General features: G+C 73.0%; 11 protein-coding genes and 1 pseudogene. 6 read left to right on the top strand and 6 right to left on the bottom strand.

The window, feature by feature from the left end; all coding sequences use genetic code 11:
- Nucleotides 1-1,195 (bottom strand): annotated as a pseudogene (locus ACFVYX_RS29120) (hypothetical protein); the annotation flags it as partial.
- A 497-nt stretch (nt 1,196-1,692) separates the two neighbouring features.
- On the opposite strand from ACFVYX_RS29120, the gene ACFVYX_RS29125 reads away from it, so the two are divergent.
- Both ACFVYX_RS29125 and cpt read left to right on the top strand, forming a co-directional pair.
- Entirely contained in the window at nt 1,693-2,895 is a 1,203-nt protein-coding gene (locus ACFVYX_RS29125) for a Cmx/CmrA family chloramphenicol efflux MFS transporter (protein WP_389684608.1), read from the top strand.
- Between the two features lie 42 nt (nt 2,896-2,937).
- Entirely contained in the window at nt 2,938-3,507 is a 570-nt protein-coding gene (cpt, locus tag ACFVYX_RS29130; RefSeq protein ID WP_389684475.1) for a chloramphenicol phosphotransferase CPT, read from the top strand.
- 4 nt (nt 3,508-3,511) lie between these two features.
- Here cpt and ACFVYX_RS29135 read toward each other — a convergent pair whose 3' ends face one another.
- Together ACFVYX_RS29135 and ACFVYX_RS29140 are read right to left on the bottom strand one after the other, a co-directional pair.
- Entirely contained in the window at nt 3,512-3,781 is a 270-nt protein-coding gene (locus ACFVYX_RS29135; RefSeq protein ID WP_389684476.1) for a DUF4031 domain-containing protein, read from the bottom strand.
- Nucleotides 3,782-3,851: 70 nt separating this feature from the next.
- Nucleotides 3,852-4,208: a hypothetical protein gene (locus ACFVYX_RS29140; protein WP_389684477.1), complete on the bottom strand. Its 357-nt coding sequence runs from the start codon at nt 4,206-4,208 to the stop codon at nt 3,852-3,854.
- 149 nt (nt 4,209-4,357) lie between these two features.
- Here ACFVYX_RS29140 and ACFVYX_RS29145 point away from each other — a divergent pair, with 149 nt between their 5' ends.
- Nucleotides 4,358-5,275, top strand: a complete 918-nt coding sequence (locus ACFVYX_RS29145; RefSeq protein ID WP_389684478.1) for a MurR/RpiR family transcriptional regulator — start codon at nt 4,358-4,360, stop codon at nt 5,273-5,275.
- A gap of 49 nt (nt 5,276-5,324) precedes the next feature.
- Complete coding sequence (gene murQ / locus ACFVYX_RS29150; protein ID WP_389684479.1) at nt 5,325-6,251, top strand: N-acetylmuramic acid 6-phosphate etherase; 927 nt, start codon at nt 5,325-5,327, stop codon at nt 6,249-6,251.
- Between the two features lie 13 nt (nt 6,252-6,264).
- Here murQ and ACFVYX_RS29155 read toward each other — a convergent pair whose 3' ends face one another.
- The 3 genes from ACFVYX_RS29155 to ACFVYX_RS29165 all read right to left on the bottom strand — a co-directional run bounded on the left by ACFVYX_RS29155 (nt 6,265) and on the right by ACFVYX_RS29165 (nt 11,678).
- On the bottom strand, nt 6,265-7,761 hold the full coding sequence (locus ACFVYX_RS29155) for an alpha/beta hydrolase (RefSeq protein ID WP_389684480.1): 1,497 nt from the start codon (nt 7,759-7,761) through the stop codon (nt 6,265-6,267).
- A 131-nt stretch (nt 7,762-7,892) separates the two neighbouring features.
- Entirely contained in the window at nt 7,893-11,009 is a 3,117-nt protein-coding gene (locus tag ACFVYX_RS29160; protein WP_389684481.1) for an FG-GAP-like repeat-containing protein, read from the bottom strand.
- Nucleotides 11,010-11,207: 198 nt separating this feature from the next.
- A complete protein-coding gene (locus ACFVYX_RS29165) occupies nt 11,208-11,678 on the bottom strand; it encodes an SRPBCC domain-containing protein (RefSeq protein ID WP_389684482.1) in 471 nt (156 codons plus the stop codon).
- 151 nt (nt 11,679-11,829) lie between these two features.
- Between ACFVYX_RS29165 and ACFVYX_RS29170 the strand changes: the two genes are divergently transcribed.
- Nucleotides 11,830-13,497 (top strand): hypothetical protein, encoded by a 1,668-nt coding sequence (locus tag ACFVYX_RS29170; protein WP_389684483.1) that lies wholly within the window; start codon nt 11,830-11,832, stop codon nt 13,495-13,497.
- Nucleotides 13,487-15,184: a hypothetical protein gene (locus ACFVYX_RS29175; RefSeq protein ID WP_389684484.1), complete on the top strand. Its 1,698-nt coding sequence runs from the start codon at nt 13,487-13,489 to the stop codon at nt 15,182-15,184. The genes ACFVYX_RS29170 and ACFVYX_RS29175 overlap by 11 nt, the downstream gene beginning before the upstream one ends.
- The last annotated feature ends 80 nt before the right edge of the window (nt 15,185-15,264 follow it).

A 15,264-nucleotide genomic window follows, 5' to 3' on the forward strand; every position in this document is an offset into this window, starting at 1 on the left:
GAGTCGTGTCGGCGACGGCCCAGGCCTCCTGCTGCGCGTTCGCCGCCGTCTGGGCGGCGGCCTTCGCCTTGGCGGCCTGCGACTTGGCCGAGACGGCCATCGCGGTGGCGTTGGTACGGGCCTGGGCCAGGTCGGCCGTGGCCTTGTCGTAGAACGCCTGGTCCGGCTTCTCGAAGATCGTGTCCGGGTCGTTGGCGAGGTGGTCCTGCCAGTACTTGCGCCAGGTCAGGATCTGATCGGCGAACCACGCCTGGGCGATGGCCTGGACCATCTGGTCGGTGGCCGCACGGGCCGCCGCCGAAGCCTCGGCCTCCGCCTTGATGATCGTGGCGCGCTGGGCGGCCTGTCCGGCGTACTCCTGCTCCCACTCGACCATCGCGCTCATGACCGGCTCGTTGAGCGTGCGGCGCGGGTCCACGGGGTTCTGCCAGTCACACGCGGCCCAGGCCTGCTTGAGGTCCTCGACCTCGACGCGGTACCCGGCGGAGTCCTTGGCGGGCGCCTCCTTCGCGAAGCCGCCGCGCCTGAGGTAGGCCGCGATGTCGCTGGAGGTCGTACCGCCGAAGTAGTCCCAGCCGACCTCGTCGTCCCGCAGCATGCCGTCCGCGGCCCAGTCGTGCCAGTCGTCCTTGCCGCGGTTCTCCTCGGTGACGGCCTTGGCGCGGGCGACGGCCTCGGGGCTGGCCTTGCTGTGCTCGTCCTTGCCGAGGCGCCAGGCGAGCTCGGTCTGGGTGACGAGGCCGAAGCGGGTGACGTCCTCGCCGAAGCTCGGCGCGTGCCACTCCATGTCGTCGCTGGCCCACGCCGATTCGCGGTAGGGCTTGTTGGACTCGTCGAGCGCGGTGGTACGTGCCGTCGCCACGTCGGAGTAGACGCCGGCCGCCTCCTTGTCGGCGTCGGCGGCCTGGCCGAGCGGACCGTAGCCGATCCAGCCACGGTGTCCGACGGTGTCGCGGAGCTGCTGGTCGGTGCCGGTCAGGCCCTCGATGGCCTTGGCCTTCATCAGGGGGCCGCCGACGTGCAGCGCCACCCCGGTGAGACAGCGGTCGAGCCGCAGGTCCTGGCCGATGCTGTTGCGGTCGTAGCCGGTGTCCTCTTCGGGCACGGTGTCGGCGGCGGCCGGCACGGCCTGGACGAGGCCGGTCAGTACGGCGGAGGCGGTGACGAGTGCCGTCGCGCTGATGGCTCTGGTCACGGCGGACCGCAGGCGACGCCGGCGTCTGCCGACGTCTCTGAGCAATGACATGTGTCTGCCTGGCAATCTCTCGATCGTCTCGGCAGCACCCGACATGGGCATGACAGGCGACGGCTCACCGACCGGGCGTCATCCCCCTCGGCGCGGCAACCACCGGAGCGCTCATCTCATGCCACGAGCCGACGCTGCCGCTTACGCCGTGACGATGTCATGCCGGACTCCACCCGTGAAGATCAAATAATCTTCACCAAGGCCTCACAGGAGCCCAGCGGCAGACAAAACGATCTCCCCGTTGATCATCTTGTTACCGGCCGTAAGGAACGGGGGCGAGGGCTCCGCCGTCCTCACCGGCCGTCTCGCATGGCGAGAATTCCGCACCGACCGGAATGACAGGTACGAACACCCGGTTGACGCATGTCATGCCGTCTTCCCCCGCCGAGCCCGCCGAGCCCGCCGACGCCACGACACCCGCCGGACCCCCCGCCCCCCGCACCCGCATGCCCCTGGCCGTCTACATCCTCGGCCTCTCCGTCTTCGCGCTCGGCACGAGCGAGTTCATGCTCTCCGGACTCCTCCCGCCCATCGCGGAGGACATGAACGTCTCCATCCCCCGCGCCGGACTGCTCATCTCGGCGTTCGCGATCGGCATGGTCGTCGGCGCCCCGCTGCTCGCGGTGGCGACCCTCAGACTCCCCCGCAAGACCACCCTGATCGCCCTCATCACCGTCTTCGGCCTCGGCCAGACAGCCGGAGCCCTGGCCCCCAACTACGCGGTCCTCTTCGCCTCCCGCGTCATCAGCGCCCTCGCCTGCGCGGGCTTCTGGGCGGTCGGCGCCGCGGTCGCCATCGCGATGGTCCCGGTCGGCTCACGCGCACGGGCGATGGCCGTCATGATCGGCGGTCTGTCCATCGCCAACGTCCTCGGGGTTCCGGCGGGCGCGTTCCTCGGGGAGCACCTCGGCTGGCGCTCGGCGTTCTGGGCGGTCGGCGCGGCCTCCGCCATCGCGCTCGTCGGCGTGGTGACCCGCATCCCGCGCATCCCCCTCCCCGAGACGAAGCCCCGCCTCAAGCGGGAGATCGCCATCTACCGCGACCGGCAGGTCCTCCTCTCCGTCGTCGTCACGGCGCTCGCGGCCGGCGGCGTCTTCTGCGCCTTCTCCTACCTCGCCCCGCTCCTCACCGACGTCTCCGGCCTCGACAAGGGCTGGATCTCGGGCGTCCTCGGGCTCTTCGGCATCGGCGCCGTCGTCGGCACGGTGATCGGCGGCCGGGTCGCCGACGCCCACCTCTTCGGCGTGATGCTCACCGGCATCGCCGCCTCCACCGTCTTCCTGGTGGCCCTGGCCCTCTTCGCGACGAGCCCGGCCGCCACCGTCGTGCTCACGTTCCTCCTCGGCGTCTCCGCGTTCTACACGGCCCCGGCCCTGAACGCCCGCATGTTCAACGTCGCGGGAGCCGCGCCCACCCTCGCCGGCGCCACCACCACCGCCGCCTTCAACCTCGGCAACACGGGCGGCCCCTGGCTCGGCGGCACGGTCATCGACGGAGGGCTCGGCTTCGCCTCCACGGCCTGGGCGGGCGCGGCGATGACCGTACTGGGCCTGGGGACCGCGGCGGTGGCACTGAAGCTGAACAGGTCCCCGTCCCGCGTGGTGACGTCCGGCGCGCCCCGGACCGAGAAGGCCGTGCCGGCGCGCTGAAAAGCGTTTCGTACGGCGCCACCACCGCCCTACCGTGACGGGGTGACGACACCGGTGATCATCCTCAACGGCGCCTCCAGCTCGGGAAAGTCCGGCATCGTGCGCTGCCTGCAATCCGTACTGCCGGACCCCTGGCTGACGTTCGGCTGCGACTCGTTCGTCGACGCCCTGCCCGCGCGGATGCGGGCCGCCGACGGCGGGATCGTCTTCGACGCGGACGGCGGGGTCAGCGTCGGCGAGGACTTCCGGGCACTGGAGGCGGCGTGGGCGGAGGGCATCGTGGCGATGGCCCGCGCGGGCGCCAGGATCGTCGTCGACGACGTCTTCCTCGGCGGCGCGGCCTCCCAGCAGCGCTGGCGGAAGGCCCTCGGCGACCTCCCGGCCCTGTGGGTCGGCGTCCACTGCGACCCCACCGTCGCGGCGGGCCGCGAGATCGCCCGGGGCGACCGCACGCTCGGCATGGCCGCACAGCAGGCCCGGATGGTGCACGAGGGCGTGGCGTACGACCTCGAGATCGACACCACCCACACGGAGTCCCTGGAGTGCGCCCGGGTGATCGCGGCGCGCGTCAGCCGAATCGGCGGACCCGGCCGGGTCGCCTCAGCGGGCTGAACGGTCAGGAGACCGGACGGCCCTTGGGCCGTCTGAGCCCCGCCGTCGTGAGGCGGCGCACCAGTTCCTTGGAGCCGACCTCGACCGCGCCGCCCGCCACCGCGTCCGCGTACCGGTCGGAGGGGATGTCGTAGTGGTCGCGCTCGAAGGCGCGGGGCGGGGCTCCGATCGAGGCGGCGAAGGCGTGGAGCTCCTCGAAGGAGACGTCGCTGACCAGGTGGGACCACATGCGGCCGTGCCCGGGCCAGGTCGGCGGGTCGATGTAGAGGGTCACGCCCGGACCGCCTTCGCCTCGTGCCGTCCGCCCACGGCGGCCCGCAGCCCGCTCACGCCGGCCCGGCCGCTCACGTCAGGCCCCCCACGGGCGCGACCACCACGCCCTGTTTGCCGCAGACCCAGTGCGGGTCCGGGCCGAGTTCGGGTTCCACGTCGAGGGCGTGCGGGTCGCCCGAGGCGCAGACCGGGCAGAGGGGCCAGCGGCCGTACCGTTCGAGCAGCGCGTCCTGGACGTCCTGGGCTACGAGGCCGGCGACGTACGTCACGCCCTCGGGCCACTGCTCGACCCACCAGCGGCGGTGGGTCACCGCGTCCTCCACCATCGACACGACCTCGGCGGCGGCGACCTCCCGGGCCGCCAGGTCGGCCAGTACCAGCGCGCGAGCGGCGTGCAGCGCCTGCTCCACGGGGTCGATGTCGTCCATGGACTCATTGTCACCCGGCGCACGGAGACCACGCGAAGCCGCCGGGCGATTCGGGGCGGACACCGGCCGGATCGGGCCGGGGCGGAGCTCGGCCGGATACGGAGCCACGAGGTCTTGTCGGCCCCCGGAGCCGAAAGTATCTTTCAGTTGTGACCAATGATGTGAAGGAAAGTTTCACGAGCGACGCGCCGCCCGCGCCCGCCGCCCTCGCGGCCAAGGTACGGACCCTCGCGCCGTCCATGACCCGCTCCATGCAGCGGGTCGCCGAGGCCGTCGCCGGAGACCCGGCCGGCTGCGCCGCGCTCACGGTCACCGGCCTCGCCGAGCTCACCGGCACCAGCGAGGCGACCGTCGTCCGCACCGCACGCCTCCTCGGCTACCCCGGCTACCGTGACCTGCGGCTCGCTCTCGCCGGGCTCGCCGCGCAGCAGCAGTCCGGCCGCGCGCCCGCCGTCACCGCCGACATCGCCGTCGACGACCCGATCGCCGACGTCGTCGCCAAACTCGCCTACGACGAGCAGCAGACCCTCGCCGACACCGCCGCCGGACTCGACACCGTCCAGCTCGGCGCCGCCGTCGCCGCCCTCGCCACCGCCCGCCGCATCGACATCTACGGCATCGGCGCCTCCGGGCTCGTCGCCCAGGACCTCGGCCAGAAACTCCTCCGCATCGGCCTCATCGCCCACGCCCCCACCGACCCGCACCTCGCCGTCACCAACGCCGTCCAGCTCCGCTCCGGGGACGTGGCCATCGCCATCACCCACTCCGGCTCCACCGGCGACGTCATAGAACCGCTGCGGGTCGCCTTCGACCACGGCGCCACCACGGTCGCGATCACCGGCCGCCCGGACGGGCCCGTCACGCAGTACGCCGACCATGTGCTGACCACCTCCACCGCCCGCGAGAGCGAACTGCGGCCGGCGGCCATGTCGTCCCGCACGAGCCAACTCCTCGTCGTGGACTGCCTGTTCACCTGCGTCACCCAGCGTACGTACGAGACTGCGGCCCCCGCGCTCGCCGCCTCGTACGAAGCCCTCGCCCACCGCCACGCCCCCCGCACCCGCTGACACCCACCGCCGCAACCACCGCGCCGACCACGCATCGAAAGAGCCGCACGTGTCTGCTACCTACTCCGAACTCCGCGCCCAGCTGGCCACCCTCACCACCGAGGCCTTCCGCCCCGAACTCGCCGACATCGACCAGCTGCCGACCGCCGAGATCGCCGCGCTCATGAACGGCGAGGACCAGACCGTCCCCGCCGCCGTCGCCCGGCAGCTCCCCGCCATCGCCGCCGCCATCGACGCCACCGCCGAGCGCATGGCCCGCGGCGGCCGCCTCCTCTACCTGGGCGCCGGCACCGCCGGCCGGCTCGGCGTCCTCGACGCCAGCGAGTGCCCGCCCACCTTCAACACCGACCCGTCCCAGGTCGTCGGCCTCATCGCGGGCGGCCCCGCCGCCATGATCAAGGCCGTGGAGGGCGCCGAGGACTCGAAGGAACTCGCCGTGGCGGACCTCACCGCGCTCGGTGTCACCGCCGACGACACCGTCGTCGGCGTCTCCGCCTCCGGCCGCACCCCGTACGCCATCGGCGCCGTCGAGCACGCCCGCGCGCTCGGCGCCCTCACCATCGGCCTGTCCTGCAACGCGGACAGCGCGCTCGCCGCCGCCGCCGAGCACGGCATCGAGGTCGTCCCGGGACCGGAGCTGCTCACCGGCTCGACCCGGCTCAAGGCGGGCACCGCCCAGAAGCTCGTCCTCAACATGATCTCGACGATCACGATGATCCGGCTCGGCAAGACCTACGGGAACCTGATGGTTGACGTCCGCGCCTCCAACGACAAGCTCCAGGCCCGCTCACGGCGGATCGTCGCCCTGGCCACCGGCGCGCCCGACGAGCAGATCGAGACCGCACTCACCGCCGCCGACGGCGAGGTGAAGAACGCGATCCTCATGATCCTCGCCGACATCGACGCCCCGACGGCCGCCGCACGGCTGACCGCCTCCCAGGGCCACCTGCGCGCGGCACTGCACGCGACCGGCTGAACCCGCCCCCGGCTCACCGGCAGAGGACATCCCCGTCCGGCCGTACGCCCTCCGTCAGGAAACGGGTCACCGCCCGGTCCCCGCACGCGTTCCCGTTGCCCAGGTAGATCCCGTGCCCACCGCGGTCCACGGAGACGAGCCGCGCCCGCTCCCCGAGCGCCTGCCGCATCCGCAGCCCCCCGGCGTGCGGCGTCGACGGATCGCGGAGGCTCTGGATCATCAGGACGTTGGACGGGCCCCGGTCGGTGATGCGGGTCGGCTTCTCCACGGCGCCGCCCTTCCAGAAGGCGCACGGCGTGATGTTCGCCGGCATCCCCGCCGTCAGCGGGTACCGGGCCCGGTCGGCCGCGACGGCCCGCGCGTACGCGGGGACGGAGGCGGGCCAGTCCACGTCGTTGCAGACCACGCCGACGCTCACCGTCGCCGCCTCGTCGGGCATCGGCCCGGCCAGCTCGGGCGGCAGCACCGGCACGCCCGCCGGGTCGAGGGCCTGGGACATCAGGCGGGCGAAGGGCCCGAAGGCCGCGTCGGAGTACAGCGCCTGCTGGAGGGCCTGGCGCAGGACCGTGCCCGTCAGCGGGACGCCGGGGGTCGTCGACGGGCGCGGCGCGCGGTCGAGCCGGGCCGCGAGGGCCAGGAACAACGGCCTGACGTCCTCCGGGTGTTCCGCGAGCCGCAGCGCGGCGGGGCGGCTCGGGTCCGAGGCCCAGGCCGCGAAGTCGGGGAAGCGGTCCTCGGCGCCCCGCGCCATGCCCTCCAGCCAGCCCCGGGCCACGCGCCCCGGGTCGGGGTCGCCGCTGCTGTCGAGGACCCAGCGGTCGGTGCGCTCCGGGAACTTCTGCGCGTACACCGCCGCCACATACGTCCCGTACGACAGGCTCCACGCCGACAGCTTCCGCTCGCCGAGCGCCTGCCGCAGCCGGTCCAGGTCCCGCACCTGATTGGCCGTCGTCAGGCCGCGCAGCATCGCGCCGCCGTTGCGCCGGCACGTGTCCGCGATCCGGCGCGTCCGGACCACGTTCTCGCTCGTGTCCCCGTCCGCCGCGGGCCAGGACCTCAGGGTCACCAGGCGCCGGTCGCCCTCCGCGAGCCCGCACCGGGCCTTCGCGGAACCGCCGACCCCGCGCGGGTCGAAGGCCACCAGGTCGTACGCCCCGTCCATCTCCGCGGCCAGGGCCGCGCCCTTCTGGGCGAGCCGCTGCACGCCGGAGCTCCCTGGCCCGCCGGGGATCACCATCAGCGTCCCGCGCCGCGCCCCGGGCCGCTCGCTGGGCAGCCGGGACACGGCGAGGCCGATCTGCTCGCCGCCGGGATCGCCGTAGTCGAGGGGTACGGAGAGGATGGCGCACCGCTGCCCGGGCAGCGGCTTCACGGCGGGGTCGCAGTCCCCCCACTTCAGGCCGGTCGCGGCGGCGGCGGGGGCGGCGCCTCCGCCGGTGAGGGCGACGCCTGCGACGGCGGCGGCGGAGAGGGCGAGCAGCAGGGCCTTGCGTCCACGGTTCGTTGTCATGCGCACAGCCTCCCGAACCGGCCGCCGCGGGCCCATCCGGCAGGCACGCGGGTCAGGGGTGGGGCCAGCCCCCGGCCGGAAACGCCCGGGGGCCCGGCCATGACGGCCGGGCCCCCGGGACGAGCGATGCGTCAGTACAGACCCTTGAAGGTGTTCCAGCCGCTCGCGCCGATCTGCGCCCGCGTGCCGTACGCACCCGTTCCCGTGCCGCTGTACCGCCACAGCTTCCCGGCCGTGTCCCGGGCCACCAGGTCCGCGCGCCCGTCGCCCGAGAGGTCACCGACGCCCACGAGCGAGGAGTACCCGCCCCAGCCGCCGCCGACCTTCACGCGCGCGGTGACGCCGCCGGTCGCCGTGCCGTAGTACCGCCACAGCACACCGGCCGCGTCGACGCCGAGCAGGTCACCGCGCCCGTCGCCGTTCAGGTCTCCGGCGCCGGCGATCTTCTTGTACAGCTTCCAGTTGCTGCCGATCTTCACCCGGGCCTTGACCCGGTGGTCGGCCGTGCCCGCGTAGAAGTACATGTCGCCGGTCGAGGTCTGGCGGACGATCAGGTCCGCGTACCCGTCGCCGTTGGTGTCACCCGGCGAGGTCAGTACGTCGTACTGCCCCCAGCCCGAACCGACGAGCGTGTACGGCGAGGAGGCCGAGAGCACCTTCCCGCAGCCGGGCCGGTACGCCCGCAGCTGGTCGCCCACGCGGACGTACACGTCGGCGCAGCGGTCGCCGTTCAGGTCGCCCGTCGGCACGAACACGGAGCTCGTGGCGAACTTCGTCCCCGTACCGGCGATCCGCGCCGACACCGCGCCCGTACCGGTTCCCCGGTACATCGACACCAGGCCGGCCGTGTCCATCACCAGCAGGTCACCGAAGCCGTCGTCCCCGGCGAGGTCGCGGGGCACGGCGGCCGCACCGGTCACGGAGACCGCACCAGTGGCGGTCAGGACGGCGCCCTGCCCGTCGGCGGGCTTCACCGTCAGCGCCCAGACGTGGGCCCCGTTGGCGACGAACCTGCCGGTCGCGTCCTTGCCGTCCCAGACGGGCGCGACAGTGCCACGGCCCACGCCGGTGAGGGTGCGGACCGTCTTGCCGGTCGCCTTGTTCCTGAGCGCGAGCGACCACGTGCCGGGCTTCGACAGCGTCCAGCGCGGCTTCCAGGCGGCGGACTTCAGGTTCACCGAGGTCGGTACGGCCGCGTCGAGGACGGTCACGCGGCTGGTGACGCCGCCGAGGCCGACGACGCGGATCGCCTGCTGGGGGTCGATGAAGGCGACGCCCCCGCCGAACCGGTCGATCGTCCAGCCCTGGTTGACGTTGGGCACGCCGGGCGCGACGGTTCCGAGGGTACGGGTGACGGGCGCGCCGGAGCGGACGTCGGTCACGCTCAGCAGATCGCCGTCGCTGCCGGTCTCCGTGTGGGCGAGGAAGCCGTCGCCGAGCTGCGGCCGGGCGTACCGGGACAGCTGGACGCGGACCGTGCTCTTCTTCTCCCTGTCGTACACGACAGCGGACTCGTTGTCGGCGCAAGCGGCGTAGATCCACTTGCCGCCGGCGTCGAGATCGAAAATGCCGCAGTCGGTCCCGAGGTCCACGGTCGCGACGGTGGACCCGGTGCGCAGGTCGACCGCCGTGACGGTGTCGTTCGCCGTGGACCCGCTCCAGAGCCAGGTGCCCCACAGGGCCTGTCTCGTTCCGGAGGCCGAGACCGAGAGGACCTTCCCGGTCTCGATGTCCGCGACGACCGAGCGGCTCACGTAGTCCTCGGTGGCGCGGAAGTGCACGTACCGTCCGGCGGCGCCGAGGAAGTGGGACGGCCTGAGCTTGCGCGTGGTGTCCAGTGTGATCTTGCGGGTGGTCGCACCGGGCCCTGCGGAGGTCACGTGCACCGTCGGCGCGCACCAGGAGCAGGGCGGATTCCCGCGGGACGGCGGGAGGTCGTCCGCCCCGAGGGTGACGAGGCGGCCGTCTCCGGTGTCGGCCCAGCGGGCCCCGAGGGTCCCCGGACCGGCCGGCTCTGCGCACGGCGAGGTGCCGGCCGAGGTCACGGCACAGCTCCAGACCGGGGTGGCCGTGCGCGGCTCCGTGAGGGACAGGTCGTACCCCTGGAGCGTGCGGTAGCCGTCCTCGTGCTCGGTCGTGACCCGGCCGTTCGTCAGGGTCAGGCCGGTCCGCCGGACCGGCTGGGGCGGGGTGCTCAGGACCTGTGCGGTGACCGGCACACCGGCGGCGTCCAGCGTGACGCGCCGGACGCCCCAGTGCGTGGAGTCGGTGCCGCCGACGACGTACAGGGCGCCGTCCGAGCCGGTCCTGACGTCGGCGTCGGAGGCGGCGGAGACACCCAGGTCACGGGTCGCCCCGCTGGTGAGCGAGGTGGCCTTGAGCGGATGGGACCCGTAGCGGTCGCCGTAGTGGCCGACGATCCAGTCGCCGATGAGGGCAAGGCGGCCGTCGTGGCTGTGCGCGGCGTTCGGGAGCTTGACGGTCGCGCCGGGTCCCGCGGGGGTGGCACGGGGGACGACGAGCGCCTCCATCGCGCCGTACTCGCTGTAGACGACGACGTGGTCGTCGCTGAGCGCGGCCTTCGGATAGCTGGGGAGATCGGAACCGGTCGGCAGCGGGACGAGGACGCCGGTGGCGAAGTCGACCAGGCCGGCGGTCCGCACGGCGTCGGCCCGCGTGTAGTGGACGACAGCGCCCTCGGTGTCGAAGGCCAGGACCTCGGGGCGGCCGATGATCCGCTCGGTCGTCGTGACGTCGGCGTCCGCCGGTGCGGCCTCGCCGAGGCCCAGCAGATGGAGGGTCACGGCGCCCTCGGCGTCCGCGCTGTAGCTGAGCAGCCGGTCCGTTCCGAAGGCCCGGAGCCAGGTGTGTCCCTCGGGGCGCGGACGGGTCAGGGTCGTGCCGGTGGTCCAGTCGTGGACGGAGGCGTCCGCGTCGCCGTGATAGCCGACGCATCCGAACCTGTCGCCGTGGAAGACCATCCGGTCGGTCGAATCACAAGCGCTGCGGGAGGCCACCCGCCCGTCCACGAGGCTCTGCCAGCGCAGCCCCACGGCGGGGTCGGCGGTCTGGAGACCCGTACCGGCGCCGAAGAGGGGCTGGGGCGGCGGAGTGACGCTCGGCGGCGCGGCGATGGTCACGTCATACGGCGAGGCGGAGGCGACCGCCGGGGCGGTCGTGAGGGCCGTGAGGCCGGTGATGCCGAGGGTCGCGCTCAGCGCGAGCGCGACGGCTCTTCGGACGGACAAGTACGTGTCCCCTCGTACGGGTGCGAAGACGGGTACGACGAGGGAGGGCGGGCGCGACGGGCAGGGCGGCGGGACGCGGAGTCGGCCACGTCGGCCGGGGGCCGGCGGGACCCCCCCTGTCGGCAGCCGGATCGTACATTCCAGCCGGCCGAAGGCGCCAGAAAGTTCCCGCCGCGGCTCCGGAGAGGCCCCGGCGCGTCACATCGTCCTCAGGTGCTCCGCGAGCCGGTCGTACTGCTCCCGCACCCCCGCCTCCATGCCCGCCGCCAGCGCCTGGTCCCTGATCTCGTTCGACGGCCAGAAGGACGTGCTGGTCAGAGCCGTACCGCCGTCCGGGGTGGCGTCGAAGGCGAGGCTCACCCGGACCGGATCCGCGTCCGGCATCTGCTCGAAGACCTCCGTGTAGTCGAGCCGCTCGACCGGGACGACGTCCTCGTACGTCCCCGAGAAGACGATCTCCTGGCCGTCGGGGGCGCGCTGGCCCCAGCGCCAGGCGCCGCCGGCCCGGAGGTCGATGTCGACGACCGTCGTGGTCAGCCCGGACACCCCGTACCACTCCCGTACGTGCGCCGGGACCGTCCACGCCTCCCAGACCCGGGCCGGCGGGGCGTCGAAGGTGCGGGTGATGACCAGTTCGCGGTCGGCCGGTGTCGTCAGGAGGGTGACCATCGCCGTATCCCTTCACGGAGGGGCGATTCCAGGATCACCCCGGCATCCGGGTAAAGCGAGTGAACACGTTCAAGTGCCGGGCGCTATGGTGCTCCCACGCGGCCGCCCCTTCCATCGCGCGCGCCGCCGTTCCGACCTGTGGGGGGTCCCCTTGCCGCGCTCAACGCGCAGGCTTCCGCACGCCTTCGTCCGTGCGGCCGCCGTCTTCGCTCTCTCGGCGGGCGTCCTCGTGCCCGCCGTCGTCCACGCCCCGGCCGCGCACGCGGACTGGAACGCCACGTCCGGCACCACCCTGGACGACGGACGCTACCTCGTGACGCTGCCCGCCAGTGCGCTCTGGATCAAGGTCAGCGTGCTGGCCTCCACCGCTCCGGACGCCGCCGTCCTCGCCTCCACGGAGGCGCTCACCTCGGACAGCTACAGCCGGTGGACCACCGACGCGCCGTTCACCCTCCCCGAGGGCACCGCCCTCGGCGACTACCCGGTCCGGGTCGACTACCGGCTGCCCGGCGAGACCACCAGGCAGTGGACCGGCACCTACGGCCACCGGCAGCACATCGGCGTCTCCGGCCTGTCCTGGAACCGCCGCAGCACCAGCTACGACCAGCGGCAGGCCGTGCTCTCCGGCACGACCACCCTCTGGAACCCGGCCACCGGTGCCCGCACCGCCGCCCCTGAGGGCACGAAGGTGCAGGTGAAGCTGGACCTGTACGACGGCGACTCCCGTTCCACCACCGCCACGGCCACCACCCGCGCGGACGGCACCTTCTCCCTGCCGGTGACGCCGAACGCCGTGGTCAACAGCGGATCCGCGACCGTGGTCACCACCGGCACCGCCGACGACCCGGACGCCCCGGCCTCCGTCCCGCACCTGGGCATCGAGGCCCTCGTCTACCGGATCAGCGCCGACGTGAACAAGTACCGCGTCCTCGCAGGAACGGACGTGCGGGTCACCGGCCACGTGGAGCGGTACACGGCCGGAGGCTGGAAGCCCTTCGCCGCCGCCCCGGTCGTCGCGACCGGCAGCGAGCCGGGCTACTACGAGCGGACGGCCGTGAACGTGATCGGCGGCGCCACCTCCTCGGCGACCGGCACCTTCTCCTTCGCCGCGCGGCCGCAGTACAGCACCAGCGACGTCTACACGTCCCTGCGGCCCTCGGTGTACTACCGGGAGGGCCGCGCGTACGACCGGAGCGACATCGCCGTCCCGCAGCAGTTCTCGTACGCCCAGTACACGCTCACCCTCGACGAGCACGGGACGGTCGCCGCCAAGGGCATGGTCGGCACCAGCTACAACTGCGGCAACGGCCAGCCGGTGCAGCTCCAGGCCTCCGTCGACAACGGACGCACCTGGCGCGTCCTGCGCTACGGAGGCACCGACTCCTCCTGCGTGTACAACCTGACCGCCCGGGTGGGCTTCGAGACCGCCCTGTACCGCGTCCATCACCCCGAGACGAACGAGTTCGTCTCCAAGACCGCCACGGCCCTGAAGCGGACCCGCGTGCACACCCGCTTCTCCGCCTTCACCATCAGCCCCACCCGGCCCGTGGTGAACGGCAAGATGACCGTCTCCGGCACCGTCCAGCGCAAGGTCGGCGGAGTGTGGAAGCCGCTCGGCGGCGCCAAGCTGACCCTGGTCTTCAAGCCCAGGGGCGAGAACCAGTGGTACTGGGTGACCAAGGGCATCACCACGAACACCAGCGGCGGCTTCAGCTACCGCGCGACCGCCTACGGCGACGGCTCCTGGGCCCTGTACCTCAACAGCACGGGCACCTACTACTACAGCGAGACGATTGCGAAGTACATCGATGCGCGCTGACCTCCGCCTCCCCCTGACGGCGGTCCTCACCGCCGTCGCCCTGGCCGTCACGACCGCGCCCGCCCTGGCCGACGGGACATCGGCGGCCGACACGCCCGTCGGCATCGGCCGGGCCGTCACCGACGACACCCAGCGCGGCACCTTCCGGGTGACCGCGTGGACCGACGCGGCGCAGGCCAAGGTCACCGCCGTCTCGGCCCGGATCCGGCAGGGCGACACCGTCCTCGCCGACATCCCGGCGCTCACCCCGGCGCCCTCCTGGGACCCGGCACTCGTGAACACGTTCGTGCTGCCCGACTCGGCCACGATGAAGCTCGTCGAGGACGGCGGCGGCATCCCGGCCCTCGGCACGTACTCCATCGACGTCACCGCCACCGACTCGCTGGGCAACAAGGAGACCCGCACCGACGCCGGCCAGCTCGACTTCCGGCTGCGTCCCGAGCTCTCCGTCTTCACCCTCGGCAAGCCCACCTACGCCGACCGCAACGCCCGCCCCGCGGGCACGCTCGTCGGCATCCAGCCCGGCTCGGGGGACGTGGTGCCGCTCGCCGGCGAGACGGTCTCCGTCCAGCGGATCACCCCGGTGAAGACCCCCGCCCAGGAGGTGTTCACCGACGGTTCCGGCGGCTTCGCCGGGGCCCCGTACCCGGTCTCCACCGAGGAGTTCGACCACGCGAGCACCTTCGTGGCGACGTTCACGGGGGATTCCGCCCAGGTCCACGGCAGAACCGAGCAGTACCGCCAGGTCCACGAGTGGATCCCGCGCAAGGTGCTCGTCACGGCCGCGTCCGACAAGAGGCGGGCGCTCAACGGCGAGACCGTCACGATCAGCGGCCGGATGACCGACCCGGCGGCCGGGAACGCTCCGGTCCCCCACCACCCGGTCCGGGTGCGCCTCGGCGCCCCGCGGTACGGCATCGGCACGCCCGTCACCGTCCTCACGGGTGCGGACGGCCGTTACGTCGCGCGGCTCGTCGCCGCCTCGGGCAAGGAGGCGGGCGGCTGGACGGTCGACTCCCCCGACCGCTACCTGAGCTACGACCCCGTCTACGGGGCGCTCGCCATCCCCCTGGAGTCCCGCACCGACCTCACCTCCATCGGCCTCTCCGCCGACGGCCGGGTCACGGTCTCCGGCACCTTCCGCGCCACGTACGAGAAGGACCCGTCCTTCCCGGTGGCCCAGTACCTCCAGCTGGAGCAGTCCGTGAACGGCGGCTGGAAGCGGATCGCCACGGCGTACGTGAACTCCTCGTACTACACCGACTTCACGCTCTCGGCCGCGAGCCGGGGCGGCTGGTACCGCGTCCGGCACCTGACCACCGACCAGTTCGCCGAGTCCGGCTCCGGCTCGTTCCGGCTCGTCCGCAACGACACCCGGATCGTCTCCCTGAACGCCGGCCCCGAGCCGGTCGCCAAGGGCGGGTACGTGACCGTCACCGGCGGGCTCCAGCACTACTGGGACGGGGCCTGGCGGGCGTACGGGAACGCCCCGGTGGTCGTGCAGTTCAAGGCGAAGGGCTCGACGGCCTGGAAGACGGTGGCCTCCGGCCGCTCCACCGCCGCCGGGAAGGTCTCCGTCAAGGCGAAGGCGACCGCCGACGGCTCGTGGCGGATCCACTGCTTCGGCGACCACCGGCACTTCAACTCGCCGGCGTCGGCCGGCGGGGACTACATCGACGTGCGCTGATCACGACTCCTGAGAAACGCCCGAGGGCGGCACCCCACCAGGGGTGCCGCCCTCGTTCCGTTCTTCGCGTCGAGCGATGA

It is taken from the genome of Streptomyces sp. NPDC058326 (assembly GCF_042879855.1).
In the GTDB taxonomy this organism is placed as follows: domain Bacteria; phylum Actinomycetota; class Actinomycetes; order Streptomycetales; family Streptomycetaceae; genus Streptomyces.

Coding starts and splice junctions, on each gene's coding strand:
- ACFVYX_RS29140 (WP_389684477.1), bottom strand. CDS start 4,208: ATGGACGACATCGACCCCGTGGAGCAGGCGCTGCACGCCGCTCGCGCG.
- ACFVYX_RS29175 (WP_389684484.1), top strand. CDS start 13,487: ATGCGCGCTGACCTCCGCCTCCCCCTGACGGCGGTCCTCACCGCCGTC.
- ACFVYX_RS29125 (WP_389684608.1), top strand. CDS start 1,693: ATGCCCCTGGCCGTCTACATCCTCGGCCTCTCCGTCTTCGCGCTCGGC.
- ACFVYX_RS29165 (WP_389684482.1), bottom strand. CDS start 11,678: ATGGTCACCCTCCTGACGACACCGGCCGACCGCGAACTGGTCATCACC.
- ACFVYX_RS29155 (WP_389684480.1), bottom strand. CDS start 7,761: ATGACAACGAACCGTGGACGCAAGGCCCTGCTGCTCGCCCTCTCCGCC.